At 30.3% G+C, this 19,932-nt stretch carries 21 protein-coding genes and 2 pseudogenes; 15 read left to right on the top strand and 8 right to left on the bottom strand.

The annotated features are described in order from the left end of the window. The first annotated feature begins 136 nt into the window (after window positions 1-136). Both T473_RS0103145 and T473_RS0103140 read left to right on the top strand, forming a co-directional pair. On the top strand, window positions 137-1,396 hold the full coding sequence (locus tag T473_RS0103145) for a competence/damage-inducible protein A (protein WP_024620592.1): 1,260 nt from the start codon (window positions 137-139) through the stop codon (window positions 1,394-1,396). 16 nt (window positions 1,397-1,412) lie between these two features. After that, window positions 1,413-2,189 (top strand): HAD family hydrolase, encoded by a 777-nt coding sequence (locus T473_RS0103140; RefSeq protein WP_024620591.1) that lies wholly within the window; start codon window positions 1,413-1,415, stop codon window positions 2,187-2,189. A gap of 194 nt (window positions 2,190-2,383) precedes the next feature. Here T473_RS0103140 and T473_RS0103135 read toward each other — a convergent pair whose 3' ends face one another. Continuing rightward, window positions 2,384-2,968: a zinc dependent phospholipase C family protein gene (locus tag T473_RS0103135; protein ID WP_024620590.1), complete on the bottom strand. Its 585-nt coding sequence runs from the start codon at window positions 2,966-2,968 to the stop codon at window positions 2,384-2,386. 253 nt (window positions 2,969-3,221) lie between these two features. Beyond that, window positions 3,222-4,171: pseudogene (gene mnmL / locus T473_RS16080) on the bottom strand (tRNA modification radical SAM protein MnmL/YtqA). A 191-nt stretch (window positions 4,172-4,362) separates the two neighbouring features. Between mnmL and T473_RS19000 the strand changes: the two are divergent. The 3 genes from T473_RS19000 (at window position 4,363) to T473_RS0103120 (ending at window position 5,517) form a co-directional block, all read left to right on the top strand. Next, window positions 4,363-4,509: a DMT family transporter gene (locus tag T473_RS19000; RefSeq protein ID WP_242825844.1), complete on the top strand. Its 147-nt coding sequence runs from the start codon at window positions 4,363-4,365 to the stop codon at window positions 4,507-4,509. Beyond that, on the top strand, window positions 4,506-4,790 hold the full coding sequence (locus T473_RS16075; protein ID WP_024620589.1) for a DMT family transporter: 285 nt from the start codon (window positions 4,506-4,508) through the stop codon (window positions 4,788-4,790). Before T473_RS19000 ends, T473_RS16075 begins: the two co-directional genes overlap by 4 nt. Before the next feature lie 76 nt (window positions 4,791-4,866). Next, entirely contained in the window at window positions 4,867-5,517 is a 651-nt protein-coding gene (locus T473_RS0103120; protein ID WP_024620588.1) for a Dph6-related ATP pyrophosphatase, read from the top strand. 109 nt (window positions 5,518-5,626) lie between these two features. Here T473_RS0103120 and T473_RS16070 read toward each other — a convergent pair whose 3' ends face one another. Next, entirely contained in the window at window positions 5,627-6,703 is a 1,077-nt protein-coding gene (locus T473_RS16070) for an MATE family efflux transporter (protein WP_334291439.1), read from the bottom strand. Between the two features lie 14 nt (window positions 6,704-6,717). Beyond that, window positions 6,718-6,981, bottom strand: coding sequence for an MATE family efflux transporter (locus T473_RS19585; protein WP_330369347.1), 264 nt, complete (start codon window positions 6,979-6,981; stop codon window positions 6,718-6,720). Between the two features lie 176 nt (window positions 6,982-7,157). Between T473_RS19585 and T473_RS0103110 the strand changes: the two genes are divergently transcribed. Then, window positions 7,158-7,973, top strand: coding sequence for a MerR family transcriptional regulator (locus T473_RS0103110; RefSeq protein WP_024620587.1), 816 nt, complete (start codon window positions 7,158-7,160; stop codon window positions 7,971-7,973). Between the two features lie 183 nt (window positions 7,974-8,156). Here the strand turns inward: T473_RS0103110 and pdaA are convergent, their stop codons facing one another. Beyond that, the gene (pdaA, locus tag T473_RS16065) at window positions 8,157-8,777 is read right to left on the bottom strand and encodes a delta-lactam-biosynthetic de-N-acetylase (RefSeq protein ID WP_330369358.1); all 621 of its coding nucleotides are present in this window, start codon (window positions 8,775-8,777) and stop codon (window positions 8,157-8,159) included. Beyond that, a complete protein-coding gene (locus tag T473_RS19580; protein WP_330369346.1) occupies window positions 8,747-8,971 on the bottom strand; it encodes a hypothetical protein in 225 nt (74 codons plus the stop codon). The genes pdaA and T473_RS19580 overlap by 31 nt, the downstream gene beginning before the upstream one ends. A gap of 166 nt (window positions 8,972-9,137) precedes the next feature. Here T473_RS19580 and T473_RS0103100 point away from each other — a divergent pair, with 166 nt between their 5' ends. Then, on the top strand, window positions 9,138-9,737 hold the full coding sequence (locus tag T473_RS0103100; RefSeq protein WP_024620586.1) for a ribonuclease H1 domain-containing protein: 600 nt from the start codon (window positions 9,138-9,140) through the stop codon (window positions 9,735-9,737). A 74-nt stretch (window positions 9,738-9,811) separates the two neighbouring features. Further along, window positions 9,812-10,444 (top strand): hypothetical protein, encoded by a 633-nt coding sequence (locus T473_RS0103095; RefSeq protein ID WP_024620585.1) that lies wholly within the window; start codon window positions 9,812-9,814, stop codon window positions 10,442-10,444. 77 nt (window positions 10,445-10,521) lie between these two features. Here T473_RS0103095 and T473_RS0103090 read toward each other — a convergent pair whose 3' ends face one another. Continuing rightward, entirely contained in the window at window positions 10,522-11,337 is an 816-nt protein-coding gene (locus T473_RS0103090) for a glycoside hydrolase family 18 protein (RefSeq protein WP_242825850.1), read from the bottom strand. Window positions 11,338-11,343: 6 nt separating this feature from the next. Continuing rightward, the gene (locus T473_RS0103085) at window positions 11,344-12,870 is read right to left on the bottom strand and encodes a recombinase family protein (protein ID WP_024620583.1); all 1,527 of its coding nucleotides are present in this window, start codon (window positions 12,868-12,870) and stop codon (window positions 11,344-11,346) included. Window positions 12,871-13,053: 183 nt separating this feature from the next. Here T473_RS0103085 and T473_RS0103080 point away from each other — a divergent pair, with 183 nt between their 5' ends. The 7 genes and pseudogenes from T473_RS0103080 to T473_RS0103050 all read left to right on the top strand — a co-directional run bounded on the left by T473_RS0103080 (window position 13,054) and on the right by T473_RS0103050 (window position 19,926). Beyond that, window positions 13,054-13,266, top strand: coding sequence for a hypothetical protein (locus tag T473_RS0103080; RefSeq protein ID WP_024620582.1), 213 nt, complete (start codon window positions 13,054-13,056; stop codon window positions 13,264-13,266). A 201-nt stretch (window positions 13,267-13,467) separates the two neighbouring features. Further along, entirely contained in the window at window positions 13,468-13,719 is a 252-nt protein-coding gene (locus T473_RS0103075; RefSeq protein ID WP_024620581.1) for a hypothetical protein, read from the top strand. Window positions 13,720-14,281: 562 nt separating this feature from the next. Beyond that, window positions 14,282-15,079, top strand: coding sequence for an enoyl-CoA hydratase-related protein (locus T473_RS0103070; RefSeq protein ID WP_024620580.1), 798 nt, complete (start codon window positions 14,282-14,284; stop codon window positions 15,077-15,079). 96 nt (window positions 15,080-15,175) lie between these two features. Next, the gene (locus T473_RS0103065) at window positions 15,176-16,021 is read left to right on the top strand and encodes a 3-hydroxybutyryl-CoA dehydrogenase (protein ID WP_024620579.1); all 846 of its coding nucleotides are present in this window, start codon (window positions 15,176-15,178) and stop codon (window positions 16,019-16,021) included. Window positions 16,022-16,067: 46 nt separating this feature from the next. Continuing rightward, entirely contained in the window at window positions 16,068-16,970 is a 903-nt protein-coding gene (locus T473_RS0103060; RefSeq protein ID WP_024620578.1) for a LysR family transcriptional regulator, read from the top strand. Between the two features lie 614 nt (window positions 16,971-17,584). Further along, window positions 17,585-18,768 (top strand): annotated as a pseudogene (locus T473_RS16060) (acetyl-CoA C-acetyltransferase). Between the two features lie 33 nt (window positions 18,769-18,801). Continuing rightward, a complete protein-coding gene (locus tag T473_RS0103050; RefSeq protein ID WP_024620577.1) occupies window positions 18,802-19,926 on the top strand; it encodes an acyl-CoA dehydrogenase in 1,125 nt (374 codons plus the stop codon). Window positions 19,927-19,932: the final 6 nt, after the last annotated feature.

Here is a 19,932-nt window from a genome sequence, read left to right as displayed (position 1 = left end):
TATATTAATAATGTGAAAAAGTTGAAAATACATTAACTGATTATTTGCTCAATTGATATGTAGATGCAAATTTGCTAAAATCAAAGATATACAAATTATGCAGCATATAAGTGTTGGGCTAAAAGGAGTGTTGAATGTGAAAGCAGAAATAATAAGCGTTGGAACAGAGCTTTTGCTAGGGGATATAGTAAATACAAATTCTCAGTATATTGCTAAAGAATTGGCATCTATTGGAATAGAGGTCTACCACCAAAGTACAGTAGGAGACAACATAGAAAGGCTATACGAGTGTTTTAAAGAGAGTCTAGAGAGAAGCGATGTTGTCATCACAACTGGAGGGCTTGGGCCTACGACTGATGATTTAACAAAAGAAGTAGCTGCAAAATATTTTGGACAAGAGCTTGAGCTTCACGAACCTTCATGGGAATATATTAAATCTCTTATAGAGAGAAGAGGTAGAAAAGCTGCCCCAAACAATAAAAAGCAGGCGTATTTCCCAGAAAGTGCATTAGTTCTTAAAAATAACAACGGAACTGCGCCAGGCGCTGTTTTGAGAAAAGAAGATAAGGCAATAATAGTGCTTCCTGGGCCACCAAGAGAGATGGTTGCTATGTTTAATGAAAATGTTATGCCGTATTTAAAACAATTTACAGATGATAAGTTGATATCAAAAACTCTAAGACTTTATGGAATAGGAGAGTCGGATCTTGAGTTAGAGATAATCGATATAATAAATGAACAAAATAATCCAACAGTCGCGCTTTATGCAAAAGAGATGGAAGTAACAATAAGAATTACTGCAAAGGCAAAAGATGAAGAAGAAGCTGAGGGATTAATTAAACCAGTAGAGGACAAGATAAAGAAAAGAGTAGGAAAGTTTGTTTATACTAATGATGATAACTACAGTGGAGAAAGCATAAATGTACTTGAAGAGGTAGCTGCAAAACTTCTTGTCGATAAAAACTTGAAAATAGCTGTAGCAGAGTCGTGTACAGGAGGTATGGTATCTTCTGCGTTAATAGATTACCCGGGAATTTCATCGGTGTTTGTCGAGGGTTGTGTAACTTATTCAAATGAAGCAAAGATGAAGAGACTGGGGGTAAAAAAAGAAACATTAAATAAATTTGGTGCAGTAAGCGAAGAAACTGCAATAGAAATGGCAGAAGGAGTTTCTAGAGGATTTAATACAGATATAGGAATCTCTACGACAGGGATTGCTGGGCCTGATGGTGGATCAACTGAAAAACCTGTAGGGCTCGTGTATACAGCTTTACACATAAAAGGAGAAACCAAAGTGTTTAAAAATATTTATAGTGGTGATAGACAAAAAATAAGAGCAAGAGCTACTAGAGATATATTGAACAACTTAAGAATAGAACTTTTAAAGTTTAGTTAAATTAGGGGGCGAAGTTATGATTAAACAGATTTTTTGTGATTTAGATGGCACTCTATACAATGACGATAAGATAAGCACAGAAGACATAGAAGCCATCAAAAAAATAGAAGAAAAAGGCGTTATTTTTAATGTAGCAACTGGAAGAATGTTTAGCCAAGCGAAAAAGATAGTAAAAGATAATCTAGAAATAGAAGGATATTTCATCTGCGAAAATGGAGCATTTGTATACAATAACAAAGAAGAACTAGTCTTTAAGGGTACTATAGATGATAGACTTGTAAAAAAAGTTATAAATAGGTTTGAATCAAAAGAGGCTGATATGTACTTTAAATATAAAGGAAAAGCGATTGTTTTAGATGATGATTCAGATTTTAAATTTTTTTCAAGAAATTTTACTGTAGATCCAGACTTTATAAATAGAGATAGCTATGAAAATATGGTAGGGAATATAGGCATAGCGTCTAAAAACCCTGAAGAGCTAGCTAGATTAGAGCTTTACTTAACTAGTGAGTTTGGTGAAGTACTGGATATCTATCTATCAAGTGATATAACTCTAAATATTGTACCTAAAAAGGTTTCTAAAAGAGCTGCAATAGAATATGTATGTAGCTTGTCAAATATTGATATGGATGAAGTTATGACTATTGGAGACTCTCCAAATGATATTTGTATGTTAGATGGATTTAAAAATAGTGTAGCGATGTCATCATCGAGAGAAGATGTTAAAAGCTGTGCAAAATACACTACTGATAGCGTTGCCGAGGCGATAGATATAATAATGAAAGAGTACTAAAATTTAGTTGTGTTAGAAGCCCATGGCAAGTTTGTAATTTTCTAAGAAGTTGTAAACTAGAGTATTAAAAAAATTAGATAATATATACAATTGAAAAATAATAAAATGAAGATATAAAAAGGAGATTTAAATTTGAGCTTTACTACATCAAATTTAAATCTCCTATATTTTTTTATTTAGTATATTTATAATCCTTAACCACAATTTGCGATGTTGTATGAAGCTACAGTATTAGATAGAATATTATCTAATATGTAATTTACTACACTTTTACACATATAAGTAGAAAACCTTAAATCATTATAATGATTTTTATTTGCTTCGTATTCTTTATACAAGTTATTGAAGAATGTTTCGAAATTGCTTTTTATTTCCATAGGTTTAAAAATAGAGAAGTCAATTTCCTTAGCAACAGATGAAAGTTCTCTTTCGTATACAACATGTCTATTCATACTGTGTTTAAACTCCCAACGTTCATTGTGAGCTATACAGAAAAAATCGCACAGAAAGTGACATATAACCCCTAGCTCTTGGCTAAGTCTACTTATAGAAAAATACTTAGTCATGTAGTCTAAAGTCAGTGAACTAAGGTGTTTGATCTTTTCAACAACCATATCTAGAGATTCTTCCATGTAGTGTTTTTTCAATTTATATTTAGAAAAAGCATCTGGTTTAATATTTCCATAAATAAAATTTTTATCACTTAAAAAAAAGTTTTTATTATCATCCATATTTTCTAGTATTGATCTTGCTATAGTAAAATGGGTATTCATTAACATAGTTACACCCCTTAGATTCATAAGATTTTTAATACATACATTATATAGTATGGCTGTGTTTGTAAAAGTTTAACCATAAAACTCTCAACTCTTTCAATAATAGCAGTTAATATGGTTTTTTACAATATGAAAATAGTGTAATTATTAGTTGTATTTTTGATAAAATAATAAATATCTATTAACATTTTTAATCGATATCCTTGGTTGTACTTTTCGATAAAACAATCGATTATTAGGATTTTTTATAAACGATTTATATATGCTGTGTATGTTCCAATTTCTTTCCTTGATACGAATCCCTAGACTTCAAAGTATCGTCTATTTGGTTTAGTACTTCCCATTTTTTAGGCTCCAAAGTGGTCCAACTAATTCATCCCTTTTTCCGTCACCTGTAAGTCTGTGTATGATCATCTCTTTAGGTAAAATTTCCAATTGATCGCACACTAAATTTATATATTCATCTTTTTCCATAAGTCTTAATGATCCATTTTTCAACATTTTTTCCATAGGAGTGTCGTTTATCACATGGAGTAGGTGTATTTTGATGCCATCTACGCCCATTTGTCCTACTGCTTTTGCAGTTTCCATCATCATGTTGTAATCTTCGCCAGGAAGTCCATTTATTATGTGGACTACGGTTTTTATGTTCCTTGATTTTAATTTTTCTACACCTTCGAGGAATTCTTTGTAGTCGTGGCCTCTGTTTATTATTTTAGATGTCTCGTCGTGTATAGTTTGAAGTCCTAATTCTACCCAAAGGTTTGTCCTTTTGTTTAATTCTCCAAGGTATTCTACTACATCATCAGGCAAACAGTCAGGTCTAGTTGATATTGATAAACCAATTACATCGTCAAGTTCAAGTATCGTTTCATACTTTTCTTTTAAAACATCTAAGTTAGCATATGTATTAGTGAAAGCTTGGAAATAGCCTATATACTTAGCGTTATGCCATTTCTTGTGCATCATTTCTCTTATTTTATAAAATTGATCTATTAGATCATCTTTTGGATTTCCAGCAAAGTCTCCAGACCCTTCCTTACTACAATACGTACAACCCCCATGGCTGATTGTTCCATCTATGTTTGGGCATGTAAAGCCAGCGTTTATAGATACCTTAAAGACTTTCTCTCCAAAAGTCTTCTTTAGATGATAATTCCAAGTGTGGTATCTTTTATTATCAAATGCGTATTCAAATTTTTTCAAATCATTCACCTTTTCAATTTATAAATAATAGTTAAATTCCAACAAAGATATGTTATCACAAATTAGCTCGTGGTACAAACGAAGTAAAGTAAATTTTATTAGTTAAAAGTAAAATTTAAAAGAGTATATAGTACTTATCCTATTTTATTAACCATAGAATTAATATTATACAAACTTTGGGAGGTGATTTCGTGTACAAATTCGCTTCTATAATATTTGCTTTGCTAGCAGGGGGTTCAACGGCGCTAGAGGCTTTTATCAATGGGGAATTAGGAAAAAACACAACAGCTCTTGTAGCTACTTTTTTTAGTTTGCTAGTTGGAGCTGTATTTTTTTGATAAGTATTGTACTAGCTGGAGATGTAAAGGAACTGGTATTTATTAAAGACGTAAATCCAAAATTTCTACTTGGAGGTATATTTGGTGGATTTATTATTTACTTTACAATTATGGCAATTCCATCATTGGGGGTGTCTAATACCTTGGTAATAATCCTAGTATCTCAGATTGTGCTTGGATTTTTTATAGATTCTATTTTGCTAGGTGAGGTGACTATGCACATTTATAAATATATAGGAATAGTGCTTATGGCTATCGGGGCGTTTTTTATATTAAACTAAAATACAATAAGTTTTTAGGACAGGATAGTGCATGATTTGGTATACTTATTTTATACAATTTATAGGAGGAATCAAATTGGATAATAATAAGTTTGTTTTATCTTTTAGCGGAGGAAAAGACAGTATTCTTTCGCTATATAGAATGATTAAAGATGGCAATAAGCCTGTAGCACTTCTTACAACTGTAAATAAAGCTGAGGGAAATTCTTGGACACATAGTTTAGAAGATAATATATTACATAGAATTAGTAAAAGCCTAGATATTCAGATTTTGTATGCCGAGTGTAGTGTAGAAGACTATGAAGTGAGTTTTGAAGAAGCTTTAAATAAGGCAAAGGACTTAGGAGCTACTATGTGTGTGTTCGGTGATATAGATATAGCAGATCATAGAAAATGGGATGAAGAAAGATGTAAATCAGTCGATCTAAAACCTGTGTTTCCACTTTGGAATGAGGATAGAGAATCTATTGTAAATGATTTTATAGATTCTGGTTTTACTGCTATTATTAAAAAAGTAAATTTAGAATATCTGGATGAAAGTTTTTTAGGAAAAGAACTGACAAAAGAAGTCTTATTAAAAATCAAAGATACAGGATCTGACTGCTGCGGAGAAAATGGGGAATACCATACAGTGGTTGTGGATGGACCTATTTTTAATAAAAGGATAGAACTAAATAAAAAAGAAATTTCTGTAGATCATGGATATGGAAATCTTGTAATAGAATAGAAATGAATTGATTTATATAAAAAATATTGTGTATAAGTAGTATAAAAAAGTTTGAACAACAGTTATTTTACTGTTGTTCAAACTTTTTATCAGTTTTAATTATAAAGTTCTAATTATATTCTGTTTCAGGTACACTTATAAGTTTATAGTTTCTCTTTAAAAGAATTAATGATATTATCATACAAATAAATTCAGAAACTATTGTTGAATACCAGATTCCCTCTCCTCCGAATAAGAATATCATCGTAAATAGAGATACGGTTACTATTACCAATCCTCTACCAAGAGATATTATAGTTGATATAAGTGGGCTTTCAACTGAAACGAAGAAAGCGGATACTATGACATTCACTCCTAAAAATAAGAATGATACCGAGTATATCCTAAATACTCTAACAGCTTCATTAAATAGAGCAGTTTCACTTCGATGTATAAATAGAGATACTATAGGTTCACTAAAGACTATACAAGCTAAAAATACTACTACGGATGCTGTGATTATAGACTTTGATCCCATCTTAAACAGCGTCTTTACATTTTTGAAATTTTTGGCTCCAAAATAGTAGCTTGAAAGTGGTTGCATACCTTGAGCGATACCGATCATCGTCATAAGTACAAGTATATTTATGTAATTTATGACGCTGTAGTATATTAAGCCAGACTCGCCGATATATCTTTGGATATTTAAATTAAATAAAAGAATTACTACTCCAGCACTTAGCTCAGTTAAAGAATCTGGAAATCCTATAGCTGCTATTTTACCAATAGCTTTAAAATCGACTTTAAATCTAGTAAAATTTAAAGTAGAATTTTTTCTGAAAAAGTGAACTAAAAAGAAAGCAGTAGCCATGACTTGTGATATACCAGTTGCATATGCAGCTCCTTTAACACCCCATCCAAATTCCAGTACGAAGAAATAATCTAAGATTATATTTGTAATGGCCGAAATAACAACTCCAACAGTTGCTAGTATTGGAAAACCATCTGTTTTAATAATAACCTCTAAAGAATAAGATACTATAAAAAATCCATTGAAAAACATTACAATTCCAAGGTAGTCTTTGACCATATCTACAGTAGAATCTGTTGCACCTAAAAACATAGCAAGCCTGTCGAGATTAAAATATGCTAATATAAGAATAATTGCCGAGAGAGCTGTTATAAAGACTATATTAAAAGTAAACACTTCATTAGCAGGCTTTATATCTTTTTACCGAGTAAAACTGCTATGACAGTAGATGCTCCTGTAGAGAAGAGAAGGGAGACTGCAAAAATAAAGTTTATAAAAGGCATAGAAATATTTACAGATGCCAGTGCCAGTTCTCCAACTCCTTTGCTTACGAAGATACCATCGACCATAGTGTAGAGTGAAAACACCCACATTGATACCACAGATGGTCCGAGATACCTTATAAATTTTTTCTTAAGACTAATATTTTCATTTGACAAAATATTTGAGTCCATATTATCACTCCTTGTGCTAATTAATTTAACGTAAAATTGAGATAATACATCTTATAGCTATATTAGATAATAAACTATGGTATAATACCAAGGTCAATGGAATTTTCAAATAAATTTCAAATTTAATTCAAGTATAGTTGTAAAATGCTTTTATAAAATATAAATGAGGAGAAAATATGAAAGAGTACTATAAGATTGGTGAAATTTCAAAGATATATAATATAGGAAGAGACTCATTAATGTACTACGAAGAGATCGGGATACTAAAACCTCTAAGAGATACAAATGGTTATAGAATGTACAGCTTGTCAGATATATGGAAACTTAATATGATAAAGGAATTTAGGCTATTAGATTTTCCTATGAAAAGAGTAAAAGAGTACTTAGATGACAGAACGATAGATTCTACAAAACAGATTTTAAATGAAGAATTAGGATTAATAGACCAAAAATTAGATGAATTAATAAAGCATAAAAAAAATATAAAAAAGAGATTAATATCAATAGAAAATGCACTTGGAAATGTAGTAACAGAAAATGTAGAAGTAAAGTATATTAAAAACAGGAAGGCATTTATACTAAATGCAGACATAAAAAAAGATGAAGACTTTGATATCCTAATTCAGAAACTACGAAAAGAGCATGAGGGAAAATTCGATATAATTGGAAATAATAATTTAGGAGCAATATTTTCTGACGGCTCAATAGCAAGTAATATCTATAACGAATTCAAATCGGCAATATGTTTTTTAGAAGATAGAGAAGATGCCTATGATATAGTGTTCGAAGAAGGTTATTACGCAACACTTAACTACACTGGAAATTATACAAATAATAAAGAATGTATAGATAAAATTTACAAGTTTGTAAAAGAGAATGATTGCAAAATTATAGGAAGTGCAATTGAAATATATAAGATTGATATTCATGAAACGGGAGAAGAAGGAGAATTTATAACAGAGATTCAAGTACCAGTTCAAAAGCTTTTATAAATAATTTGGTAGTTGTTAAAAGTATTTATATTTTAATTTATTCGAAAGATATCTTTTAAAGCTAAATATATTTATTTTTAAATCTTTCTTGGAAATTGTCCAGAATTAAATATATTTTAATTTAATCATATCTTGAAAGGTATTAGAAATAAATAAAGAAGGCTTTTAAGCCTTCTTTATTTACTAGTTTTTAGATAAATTATCTAAAGTTTTTAATTTGTAACCTTCTTTTTCCCAATGTGTGATGACCTCATCAAGAATCTCCGTATTAGTTTTAGAATTAGGATGAAGTAAAACTATTGCGCCGGGATGAGTCCTTGAATAAATCTTTTCTTTTGCAAATTCATGAGTAGGTTGATTATCTTCATACCAATCTACATATGCAAAGCTCCAAAAAATAGATTTATATCCGAGATCTTGAGTGTATTTAAGTGAACGTTCACTAAATTTACCCATCGGAGGTCTAAAGTACTTTGGCATAACCTTACCAGTAACTTTTTTATAAGCTTTCTCAACGCTGGTAATCTCTTCTTTAAATTTTTCGAAATCTGTTATACCAGCCATAGAAGGGTGAGTTTTAGAGTGATTGCAAACTAGATGACCTTCTTTAACCATTCTTTTAATTATTTCGGGATTTTTTTCAATGTAACTCTCAACTACGAAAAATTGAGCTTTGGCATTGTGTTTCTTTAGCGTATCAAGTATTTTTTCTGTGTTTCCGCTTTCATAACCGGCATCAAAGGATAGATAAAGAACTTTTTCATTATTTTTACCTACGTAATATGAGTCGTATTTCTTAAAAATTCAGCCTCTTTAATCGGTGTTGGCTGTTTACCATCTTCTCTCGGGTTAAAGTACCAATTGTACTCTGTAGTACTTAAATCGGATATTTGCGTTTTGGTCTTGCTTAAAAAACTAGAATCTAAAAAAACCATTCCGCAAATAATTAATCCAAATAGCCCAAGGAAAATATATTTCTTATAATTTATCTCCTTCACAAAATCACCTCTTATAAAATGTACATATTTATTAGTTATAGTTTTGATTATTGAGGTTAAAATTATTCATAGATAACTTTAAAATTTAATTTTACTTTTAACACAACATAAACTATAATTTTTTAGGAGATAAGTAATTATAATAAAATATTTGGAGGTCGTATTCTTGTCAAATAAAAAGGTTTATGCCGTTAGAAACGGTAAAAAAACGGGGGTATTTAATACTTGGGATGAGTGTAAGAAACAGGTAAATGGTTTTAAAGGAGCTGAATACAAGAGCTTTAAGACATTAGAAGAGGCTAAAGATTACGTATATGGAAGCGATTTGAAAAAATTTGAAATAGATGAAAATACAGTTGAAGCTTATGTAGATGGAAGTTATGAGCACTCTATTAAATTGTACGGATCAGGTGTAGTTATACTAAAAGGTGATGTAGAAATAACATCTTTTAGTGTAAAAGGTAACGATAAAGATTTAGTAGATATGAGAAATGTAGCAGGTGAAATAGAGGCTTCAAAAATAGCTATGAATTACTGTATAGAAAACGGTTTAAAAAACTTGATACTGTACTTTGACTACGAGGGAATAGAGAAGTGGTGTATAGGAGCTTGGAAGACAAATAAAGTAGGAACTATCAATTACAAAAAATACTACGATAGCATTAAAGATAATTTAAATGTTAAATTTGTAAAAGTTAAAGCACACAGTGGCAATAAGTACAATGATGAGGCAGATAGACTTGCTAAACAATCAATCGATAAATAAAATGTAAAAGTAAAAGAGCTTAAGAAGGAGTAGTAATTACTACTCCTTATATTTTTATTAGGGGAGTAAAGAGTATGTCTATTTTGTTAAAAAGAATAATTTTATTTTTTTCTCTTATTGTAATTATTATTGGAATTGCATATATCGTAAACGATAAAAGTAAAAAATATCTAAGTGTAAATGATAAAAAATCTATTAAAGATGTAGTAGAGGTTTTTGTTAAAGAAGATTATAACTTTAATGGGGGGAAAAATAATTTTTCAACAGTAGCTTCTGATGAATTTAAGCAATATTTAATAGCTAGAAATGATTTAAAGAAAACAAATAATGATATCAATGGTTATAAGCCATTTGAAGGAAAGTTTGAGTTTGATTTTGAAAGTATAACAAAATATAAAGATACTGTTAAAGTTAATGTGTATGTATTAGAGATTTTTTCTTATGATTCAAAGGGAGAGATAGTAAATGATGCTGGAGCTGGTAATGATTATGTAATTTATCTCTCTAAATTAGATGATACTTGGAAAATTATGTCTGCAACAATAGATGTAAGTGTAGATCCGATAGATTCTGTTTATAATGTTAATAAAGAATTGGGTTATGAAAATCATAAAGGACAAAAAAATAATGATATAAATGAAAATTTAAAAAAAATGTTGAAAAAAGTTGATGAAATTAAAAATAACTTATATTTAAATAGGGGCTAACTCAAAACTAATACTCATGAGACAGCCCCTAAATTACAGCTATTTTAGATATAAATTTTATATAATTAAGTTATATTCTAGGTGAATATACCATAGACACCTTCGAGTTCTGCTCTTAAACTCTCAGGATCATTTATTCCTTGATACATTGTATTAGCTAAAATATTTGCTTGATCGTAAGTAGAAGTCCACGAGAAAATTCCTCCTAGACACCTAGTAAGGACGTATTGTGTTTTCAAAAATATTGATAAAGAATCTTCAAACGACATTGCAAATTCTCCATCTTGAGTTAAATACGGAACAAGTGCTTCTTGATCGAATCTATATTGATAACCGTTTTTATTTATATAATCTCTTCTAAGTTGATCGTAGGATCTAGTTAAAGAAGATCCTAATCTACCATAGAAAGGAACTCCTAATAATATTTTTTCAGGAGGCATCCCTGCATTTATTAGGTTATCTACCATCGAATCCACACTGTAGCCAGCTAAAGATAGATCTGATGGATATAGGTTTGCGTGGTGTTTCCTAGCGTTGGCGCCAGATTCACCAGCAGTAAAATCGTAGCTCATTAAGTTGAAGTAGTCAATTATAGGGGCTATTTTTTCTATTTCAGCACTGTTGTTTATATATGCACTATCTCCAGAACCGGCAACGCTTAGCCACTTGTTTCGACCTATAACGTCTCTTATTGCCGTAAGTAATAGCGTGAAATTTTCTCTGTCTTGCGGTCTAGATTTTATTCCGGCAGCACTAGTACCAGGATATTCCCAGTCTATATCTATTCCATCTAGATCGTATTCATTTATTAAAGCATTTACTTCTCTTGCGAAATTGTATCTTGATGTAGGTGTTAGAGCCGCGTCGCTAAAGCCATCTTTGGAGTGCCCTATAAAATACTAGTATACTTTTAATTTTATCTCTAAGTTACACTCATCTGTTTTATGAGTTTCATCTTTATAATAATAGACTTCATCAATTATACTTTTTAACAATTTATTTTTCTCTTTAGGAGTTTTAGCTAAATCATAATATTCTAATACATTTCTTAATTTTAATACAACTTTGCTGTAATCATTTTCCTGATAATTTTTTAAGTTAGAGTTTAGATTTTTTAGATTCTTATTTATATGTTCAATTTTATCTTTTATATATTCTGAACGATCTAAAAAAGTATCTTCATCATAAATTCCTCTTTCAAGAAAATTGAATAAGCTAGTTTTTTGTTTTTCTAATTCATTTAATTCAGATTTTAATTTTTTTATTAATTTTTCATCTAGTATCTTTTTATCATCAACAGTTTTATTTTTAATATCTTCTTTTCTAACCATAACTTGATAGTTGTTTAAAGTATCTTCTAAAAACTCTAATAATAATTTTTCTAAATAACTGATCCTAATAGAAAGATTACCACAACTGTGTTTACACCATAGATATGTTCTATCTTCATCTTTAACCTTTCTTTGCATTGCATGATTGCAAGTTTTGCATTTTAATATGCCGGCAAATGGATTTTGAAGTGCATGACGTCCGCCAAAATGTAAGCTTTTTATACGGTTTTCTCTGATTTTTTGTGCTTTTTCCCAAGTTTCAATATCTATTATTGGTTCATGTTTACCTTCATAGCAGAGTACATTTTCATCGGAGTTTTTAACTCTAATTTCATTACCATTTTCATTATATTTTTTAGTGTTTATTATTTTACTATACATAATATATCCACAATAAGCCTTGTTCTGTATAATTCTGTTTATCGTAGAAGGTGTCCATTTATCTATTTTTATAGGGCTTAAACCTTTATTGTTTAAATGATTTGCTATTTTATAAATTCCCATGTCCTCATTGATATATAAATCATAGATTAATTTAATTATGTAAGCTTTATCATTTTTTATAAGTATTTTTTCTTTCTTATCGTTTTTTGCAATGTCGTATCCAATAGGTGCAGTACCAAATATAAATTTTCCTTCTTCAATGCTTTTTTTACGACCTCGTTCTAATCTTTTCTTTATCATTTTTAATTCTTGTCTAGCAATAAATGATTCTAATTCAGTATATTGTTCATCTAAATCATTTTCTAAATCGTATATTTTTTGTGGAGTTATAATCTTTGTATTACTATTTTTAAAGGTTTCTAATATAACACCTTGGTCTTTCATACCACCACGACCTAAACGGTCAATATCCATTACTAATACAGCATCGTACTTTTCATTTTCTACCTCTTGTAGTAATTCAATCATCCTTGGTCTATGTATTATAGATTCACCACTTACTAGCTCTTCTTTGATTTCAACAATATTATATTTTTCCTTCTTGGCTAATTTCAGAAGTGAGGATTTATGCCTTTTTAATGTCTCGAATTCGCCATTTTTCTCAGCTTCTAAATCAGCTCGTGATTTACGTAGGTATATTGCCACATTCATACTAATACCTCCTTATACAGTATATATATTCGTTTTAAGGCTATTTTATTATGTATTGACTATAAAAATGGTAATGATATGATTTGAAAATGGCTTATTTCCAATAAAGATAAGTCTCTTTATACACAAAAGGAATAGGACAAATTTTATTAGACATATACCTATTTAGGGGGGTGGACTCTTATGAAAAATGTAAATAAAGTTGTCCCAACTGATGCAAATGTAATACAGGGTGAAAAGGTAGTTGATAAATTAATAAAACGAGGGGGTAGTACTGGATACATTATACTACCGAAATATACATGTGATGAAGATAGAATCAAAGCAAATGAAGAAGTAAGAAAGATATGTGCTGAAATAGTAATGAATAGAGCTGATGAAGGAGTATATCTATAAAAAAGAGGTGCTTTAATGGCCTCTTTATCTTAAAATGTACAAGCTAAGAATCTTAGTATATAAGAGACACTATTGATGAAAATAATAAAGAGTGTAAAAAATGCAAATATATAATATATTTAAAGGATTAGAGAACTAGTATTTAAGTCTTAAAAATACTATAATATATTTATAAGAAATATATGAAGGGGGATATAAATTTTGGATCAAGAATTAAGAGATTATTTAGATAGTATGAAAAAAGATATATTAGATGGGCAGAAAAGTATAGTAAATAGACTTGATGAACTTGAAGAAACAATACAAGAAAATTTTAAAGCCGTTTATGAAGGGTCTGATGAAATTGCTAAGCAATTAAATCGAATCAAAACTATAACATTATGGAATCAAGACGATATAGAAGGTTTGAAACATGTAAAAGAAGATGTAGAAAAACTTAAACGTGTTAAGTAGATAAGGTTTATTTAAGAGAACTAATAAGTTTATTGGTTCTTTTTTTATGAAAATTACCTATTATCCTTTTTTATTTTTAGAAATAACTAAGATTAAGAGTCCCCATCTATATTTCTTAAAAGTGATATAGATGGGGACTTTTAATTTAACTTACTGGTTATCATATTCAACTTGTATAATATGGTAAGTATAAAAGGCAAAATAGATCAAATATTAGAATAGTTATCGAAATATAAACCTTATAATTATTGCTATTTATTTTAATAAATAGACTTATGATCTTATTTTAAATTATATTAGATTTTATAAAATTGTAGAAAAAAATAGGTGAAAAAAATAACGATAAATTGTTGCAATTTATAATTTGAGTGCTATCATCATAAATATACGGTATAAATATAAAATTATTTATGCGCAAATAACATATAATTACACAGAGTAGATGGGGACTCTGTAGGTACATAATGGTCTTTGAAGAATTATCTAAGTTTGTGTCCTTGGTTAAGGAAAGTTTATTAAACCAGGTACGCAGTAATAAATCGTTTTAATAAAGGAGGATATTATGATAATAAATGATGTTAAAGTTTATGAGAATTTAGCTGTAGAATTAAATGGTAGTATATGTACAGTGAAAGTGAATAGACCCCAAGTACTTAATGCGATAAATACAAAAACCTTAAAAGAACTTTATGAAGTGTTTGTAGACATCAATGATGATGAAGATATTGATGTAGTAGTGTTAACAGGTGAAGGAAAAGCATTTGTAGCTGGAGCTGATATTGCAGATATGAAAGACTTAAATTCTTTATCTGCTAAAGATTTCAGTAGACTTGCAGGCAAGGCTTTTAAAGAAATTGAAGATAGTAAGAAAATTGTAATAGCCGCTGTAAATGGATTTGCTTTAGGCGGGGGATGTGAGATAGCAATGGCATGTGATATAAGAATAGCTTCTACTAAAGCTGTATTTGGTCAACCAGAAGTAACTCTTGGTGTAATACCAGGGTTCGGTGGAACTCAAAGGCTATCAAGATTGGTTGGTATGGCAAAAGCAAAAGAGTTAATCTTTACAGGGCGAATTATTAAAGCAGATGAAGCTGAAACATTAGGTTTAGTAAATAAAGTTGTTGAGCCAGAAGTTTTATTAGAAGAAGTTGAAAAATTAGCTAAAGCAATAGCAAAAAATGCCCAACTTGCAGTCAGATACTCTAAGGAAGCTATAAAACTTGGTTATCAAACTGATATAGATACCGGAATAGATATAGAGACTAATTTATTTGGGCTCTGTTTTTCGACTAAAGACCAAAAAGAAGGTATGTCGGCTTTTGTTGAAAAGAGAGACGCTAAGTTTATAAAAGGATAATGAAACTATTAAATTGAATATATTAACTATTAACTATATTAAATAAACTGTTTAATTTAATAGTTTACAAATACTAAAATAACAGGAGGTATATCTATGAAATTAGCAGTAATTGGAAGTGGAACTATGGGTAGTGGAATTATACAAACTATAGCAAGTTGTGGCCAGGATATTTGTTTAAAGAGTAGAAGTAAAGAATCTATAGACGAATGTTTGGCTTTATTAAATAAAAATTTATCAAGATTAGTTTCAAAAGAAAAAATAGACGATGCAAAAAAAGAAGAAATATTAGGTCATGTTAGCACAACTATTGACTATGAAGATTTAAAAGATATGGACTTAATAATAGAAGCATCTGTAGAGGATATGAATACTAAAAAAGATATTTTTAAATTATTGGATGAATTATGCCATTCGAAAACTATTTTAGCGACTAATACTTCGTCATTATCTATAACAGAAATAGCTTCTGCAACTAAAAGACCAAATAAGGTTATTGGGATGCATTTCTTTAATCCAGTTCCTATGATGGATTTGGTTGAAATTATAAGTGGTCAATTAACATCAAAAGTAACTTTTGATACAGTATTTGAATTATCTAAGAGTATCAATAAGGTTCCAGTTAATGTATCTGAATCTCCTGGATTTGTAGTAAATAGAATACTTATACCAATGATAAACGAAGCTATCGGTATATATGCAGATGGTGTTGCAAATAAAGAGGAAATAGATGAAGCAATGAAGTTAGGTGCAAACCATCCTATGGGACCTCTAGCGTTAGGTGATTTAATAGGATTAGATGTTGTTTTGGCTATAATGAACGTTTTATATACTGAATTTGGAGATACTAAATACAGACCACATCAACTTTTGACCAAAATGGTTAGAGCAAATCAACTAGGAAGAAAAACTAAAATAGGATTCTATGATTATAATAAATAGAAATAGATAAGATTGATAAGGAATACTTACAAGAGAGGAGACCTATGTGGATATAAAGCATCTAAAATATTTTGTTGAGATAGTAAAATGTGATTTAAATCTTTCATTAGCATCAAATGAATTACACATATCACAACCATATCTAAGTCAGATAATAAAAAATTTTGAAGAGACTGAAGATGTATATTTATTTGACAGGTATAAGGGAAGATTAAATGACCTAACACCAGCAGGAGAGAGATTTTATATTAATGCAGAAAATATCTTAAATGAGTATGAAAATATGATGGAGGATTTGAGGGAGGATTCTGTTAAATTCAAAGGTAAAGTAAGAATAGGAATACCACCATTAATACTTGGAATAGTGTTTTCAGATGTAGTTGCACAACTTGTTGCAAATAATCCAGATATAGAGTTCGATATTGTAGAGAAGGGGGCACATGAGTTAAATAGTATGCTTATTTTACGGGAATTAGACTATGTGGTGCTCCTACAACCAACCGGAATTGATAAAAGTGTAATTACAGAACATATACTTCAAGAAGACGAGCTTACTGCATTTTTAAATGTCAATCATCCACTTGCTAGAAATAACAATATAGATTGGAAAGACTTAAACGAAGAATTGCTTGCAATATTTGATCCAACATTTATGATACATCATAAATTAATGCAGAAATTTACGGATGAAAATGTGAAACTAAAAAGGTATATCATGTCAGGCTCGTGGGATTTCCTACTGCAATCAACTACAAATTCTGAATTTATAACTATTTTACCATCGCCAGTGCATGACTTCTTTAAAAATGATCAGATTGTAGAAAGATCATTTAATGATCCTATAACTTGGAAAGTATTATTATGTAGACCCAAGAAAGATCGTTATAGCCATGTAAATCAACACGTATTCAATTTTATAATTGATTTCTTTAAAAATAAAAATACATAAATTGTTTTATGAAATAGATTCTTTCCAGAAATAGTTGAACACTCAGAGTTTACGGAATAAACTCTGAGTGTTCAACTAACTACTTTTTTGCATTAAAAACGATATTTAAGTTGCGAGACATTTACGCTTATTTTATATTCAAGCTATATATTTCTCACATATAGCTTTTACTTATATATCATATAACAAATACGACTTAGACAATAACGTTGTTTTTACATTAATATATACTTAGAGCATTAAAATATGATACAGAAAATATCATATGAAAATTGAAATGCTTACACATCAATTTGTAACCTCAATTGCTATAACAAACTGAACTAAATCTTAACATCAGGTAATAGCTATTATGAAAAAACAATTATCAATTTAGAAAAAGTAATGTATTATATTATTCTTTACAAATTGTTTATTCAAAATCTAACATTCAATTCTAGCATAAGTTAAGTAATTAAAAGAATTTATTACAAGTATCTAACGTTGATAAACTTATGAAACAAAAATCCAAATTATATAAACAATTAAATGAAGTCCTAGTTAACTAAATAACTGTATTTGAAGAGTTCAGTATGTGTATGAAACAATATTGATTTTACAAGGAGGAGTTATTTATGAGAGAAATAGTTATACTATCGGCAGTAAGAACGCCTATAGGGTCTTTGGGCGGTGCACTTAAAGATGTAAGCGCTGTAGAATTAGGAAGTATAGCAGCTAAGGAAGCTATCAAAAGAGCAAACATAAAATCACATATGATAGATGAAGTACTAATAGGTAACGTATTGAGTGCTGGCCTTGGGCAAAATGTAGCTAGACAAGTAGCTATAAAATCCGATATTCCTGTAGAGGTTCCAGCGCTTGCTATAAATAAAGTTTGCGGTTCTGGACTTAGAGCAGTAAGTATGGCAGCACAGTTTATTGCTCTTGGCGATTGCGATGTAGTTTTAGCTGGAGGCTGTGAAAGTATGAGTAATGCTCCGTATTTATTAAACAAAGGTAGATATGGATATGGCTTAGGTGATAATAAATTAGTAGATTCTTTAGTAAATGATGGATTAACTGATGCATTTAATAATTACCATATGGGTATAACTGCCGAGAACTTAGCGGAAAAATTTGGAATAAGCAAAGAAGAGCAGGATAGATTTGCACTTTTAAGTCAAGAAAAAGCAAAAAATGCTCAATTAAACAACAGATTTAAAGATGAAATAGTTGAGGTTAAAGTACCACAGAAAAAAGGAGATCCTATAGTAGTAGACACTGATGAACATCCAAAACATAATACAACAATAGAGAAGTTAGCCAAGTTAAGAACTGCATTTAAAAAAGATGGGACTGTTAGTGCAGGTAATGCATCTGGAATAAATGATGGGAGTGCTATGGTTATTCTAATGAGCAGGGAGAAATGCGATGAATTAGGCTTAAGCCATTAGCAAGTATTGTTTCTTATGCGTCAGCAGGGGTTGAGCCATCTATAATGGGATATGGTCCAGTACCAGCCACAGAAAAAGCTCTAAGAAAAGCAAATCTTAAATTAGATGATATAGATTTAATAGAAGCAAATGAAGCATTTGCAGCTCAAGCTTTATCAGTTGAAAAAGGGTTAAACTTTGATATGGAAAAAGTAAATGTAAATGGAGGGGCAATTGCACTAGGCCATCCAATAGGAGCTAGTGGATGTAGAATATTAGTTACTTTGGTGCATGAAATGCAAAAAAGAGATACAGCACATCTAGGACTTGCTACTCTTTGTATAGGTGGAGGTCAAGGTACTAGCTTAATAATAAAAAAATGCTAATAAATATAATTACTTAAAATAAGGGAGATATTTATGCAAAAATATGAATTATTAAAACAAATGTATAGAGAGTTTACAATAAACGAAGTGGCTCCTATCGCGCATGAAATTGATGAAGAAGAAAGATTCCCGTATGAAACTGTTGAAAAAATGGCTAAATGCGGGATGCTGGGAATACCTTTTCCAAAAGAGTACGGTGGTGAAGGAGGTGACTATTTGGGGTATGCTATGGCAGTTGAAGAACTTTCAAAAGCTTGTGGAACTACAGGCGTGATAGTATCTGCTCATACCTCATTAGGAGCGTGTCCAATACATCAATTTGGATCAGAAGAACAAAAGCAGAAATTCTTAACACCTTTAGCTAAAGGTGAGAGGTTAGGTGCATTTGGTTTAACGGAGCCAAATGCAGGAACAGATGCAGCAGGGCAACAAACAACGGCAGTATTAGATGGTGATAATTACATATTAAATGGAACAAAAATTTTTATAACGAATGCTGGTCCAGCAGAAATTTATGTTGTTATGGCAATGACTGATAAATCTAAAGGAACTCGCGGAATATCAGCGTTTATAGTTGAAAAAGGTACAGAAGGATTTAGTATAGGTAAGAAAGAGAAAAAACTAGGTATAAGGGGTTCAGCAACTTGTGAACTTATATTTGAAAATTGTAGAATACCAAAAGAAAATTTGTTAGGAAAAGAAGGTCAAGGTTTTAAAATTGCTATGAAAACTCTAGATGGTGGGCGTATAGGTATAGCAGCTCAAGCACTAGGTATAGCACAAGGTGCATTAGATACTACAGTAGATTATGTTAAGGGGAGAAAGCAATTTGGAAGAAGTATATCTGCTTTCCAAAATACCCAATTTGAACTAGCAAATATGAAAACTAAAATCGAAGCTGCAAGACACCTAGTCTATGAAGCTGCAAGAAAGAAAGATGAAGGCAATTCATATAGCGTAGAAGCTGCGATGGCTAAACTTTATGCAGGGGAAGTTGCAATGGAAGTTACAACTAAAGCTGTTCAACTTCACGGAGGATATGGATATACTCGTGAATACGATGTAGAAAGAATGATGAGAGATGCAAAAATAACAGAGATATATGAAGGAACAAGCGAAGTACAAAAAATGGTTATAAGTGCAGATCTATTAAAATAGTTTTTC

This window comes from Clostridioides mangenotii TR (genome assembly GCF_000498755.1).
In the GTDB taxonomy this organism is placed as follows: domain Bacteria; phylum Bacillota; class Clostridia; order Peptostreptococcales; family Peptostreptococcaceae; genus Metaclostridioides; species Metaclostridioides mangenotii_A.
This window is presented reverse-complemented; position numbering and strand designations above follow the sequence as displayed.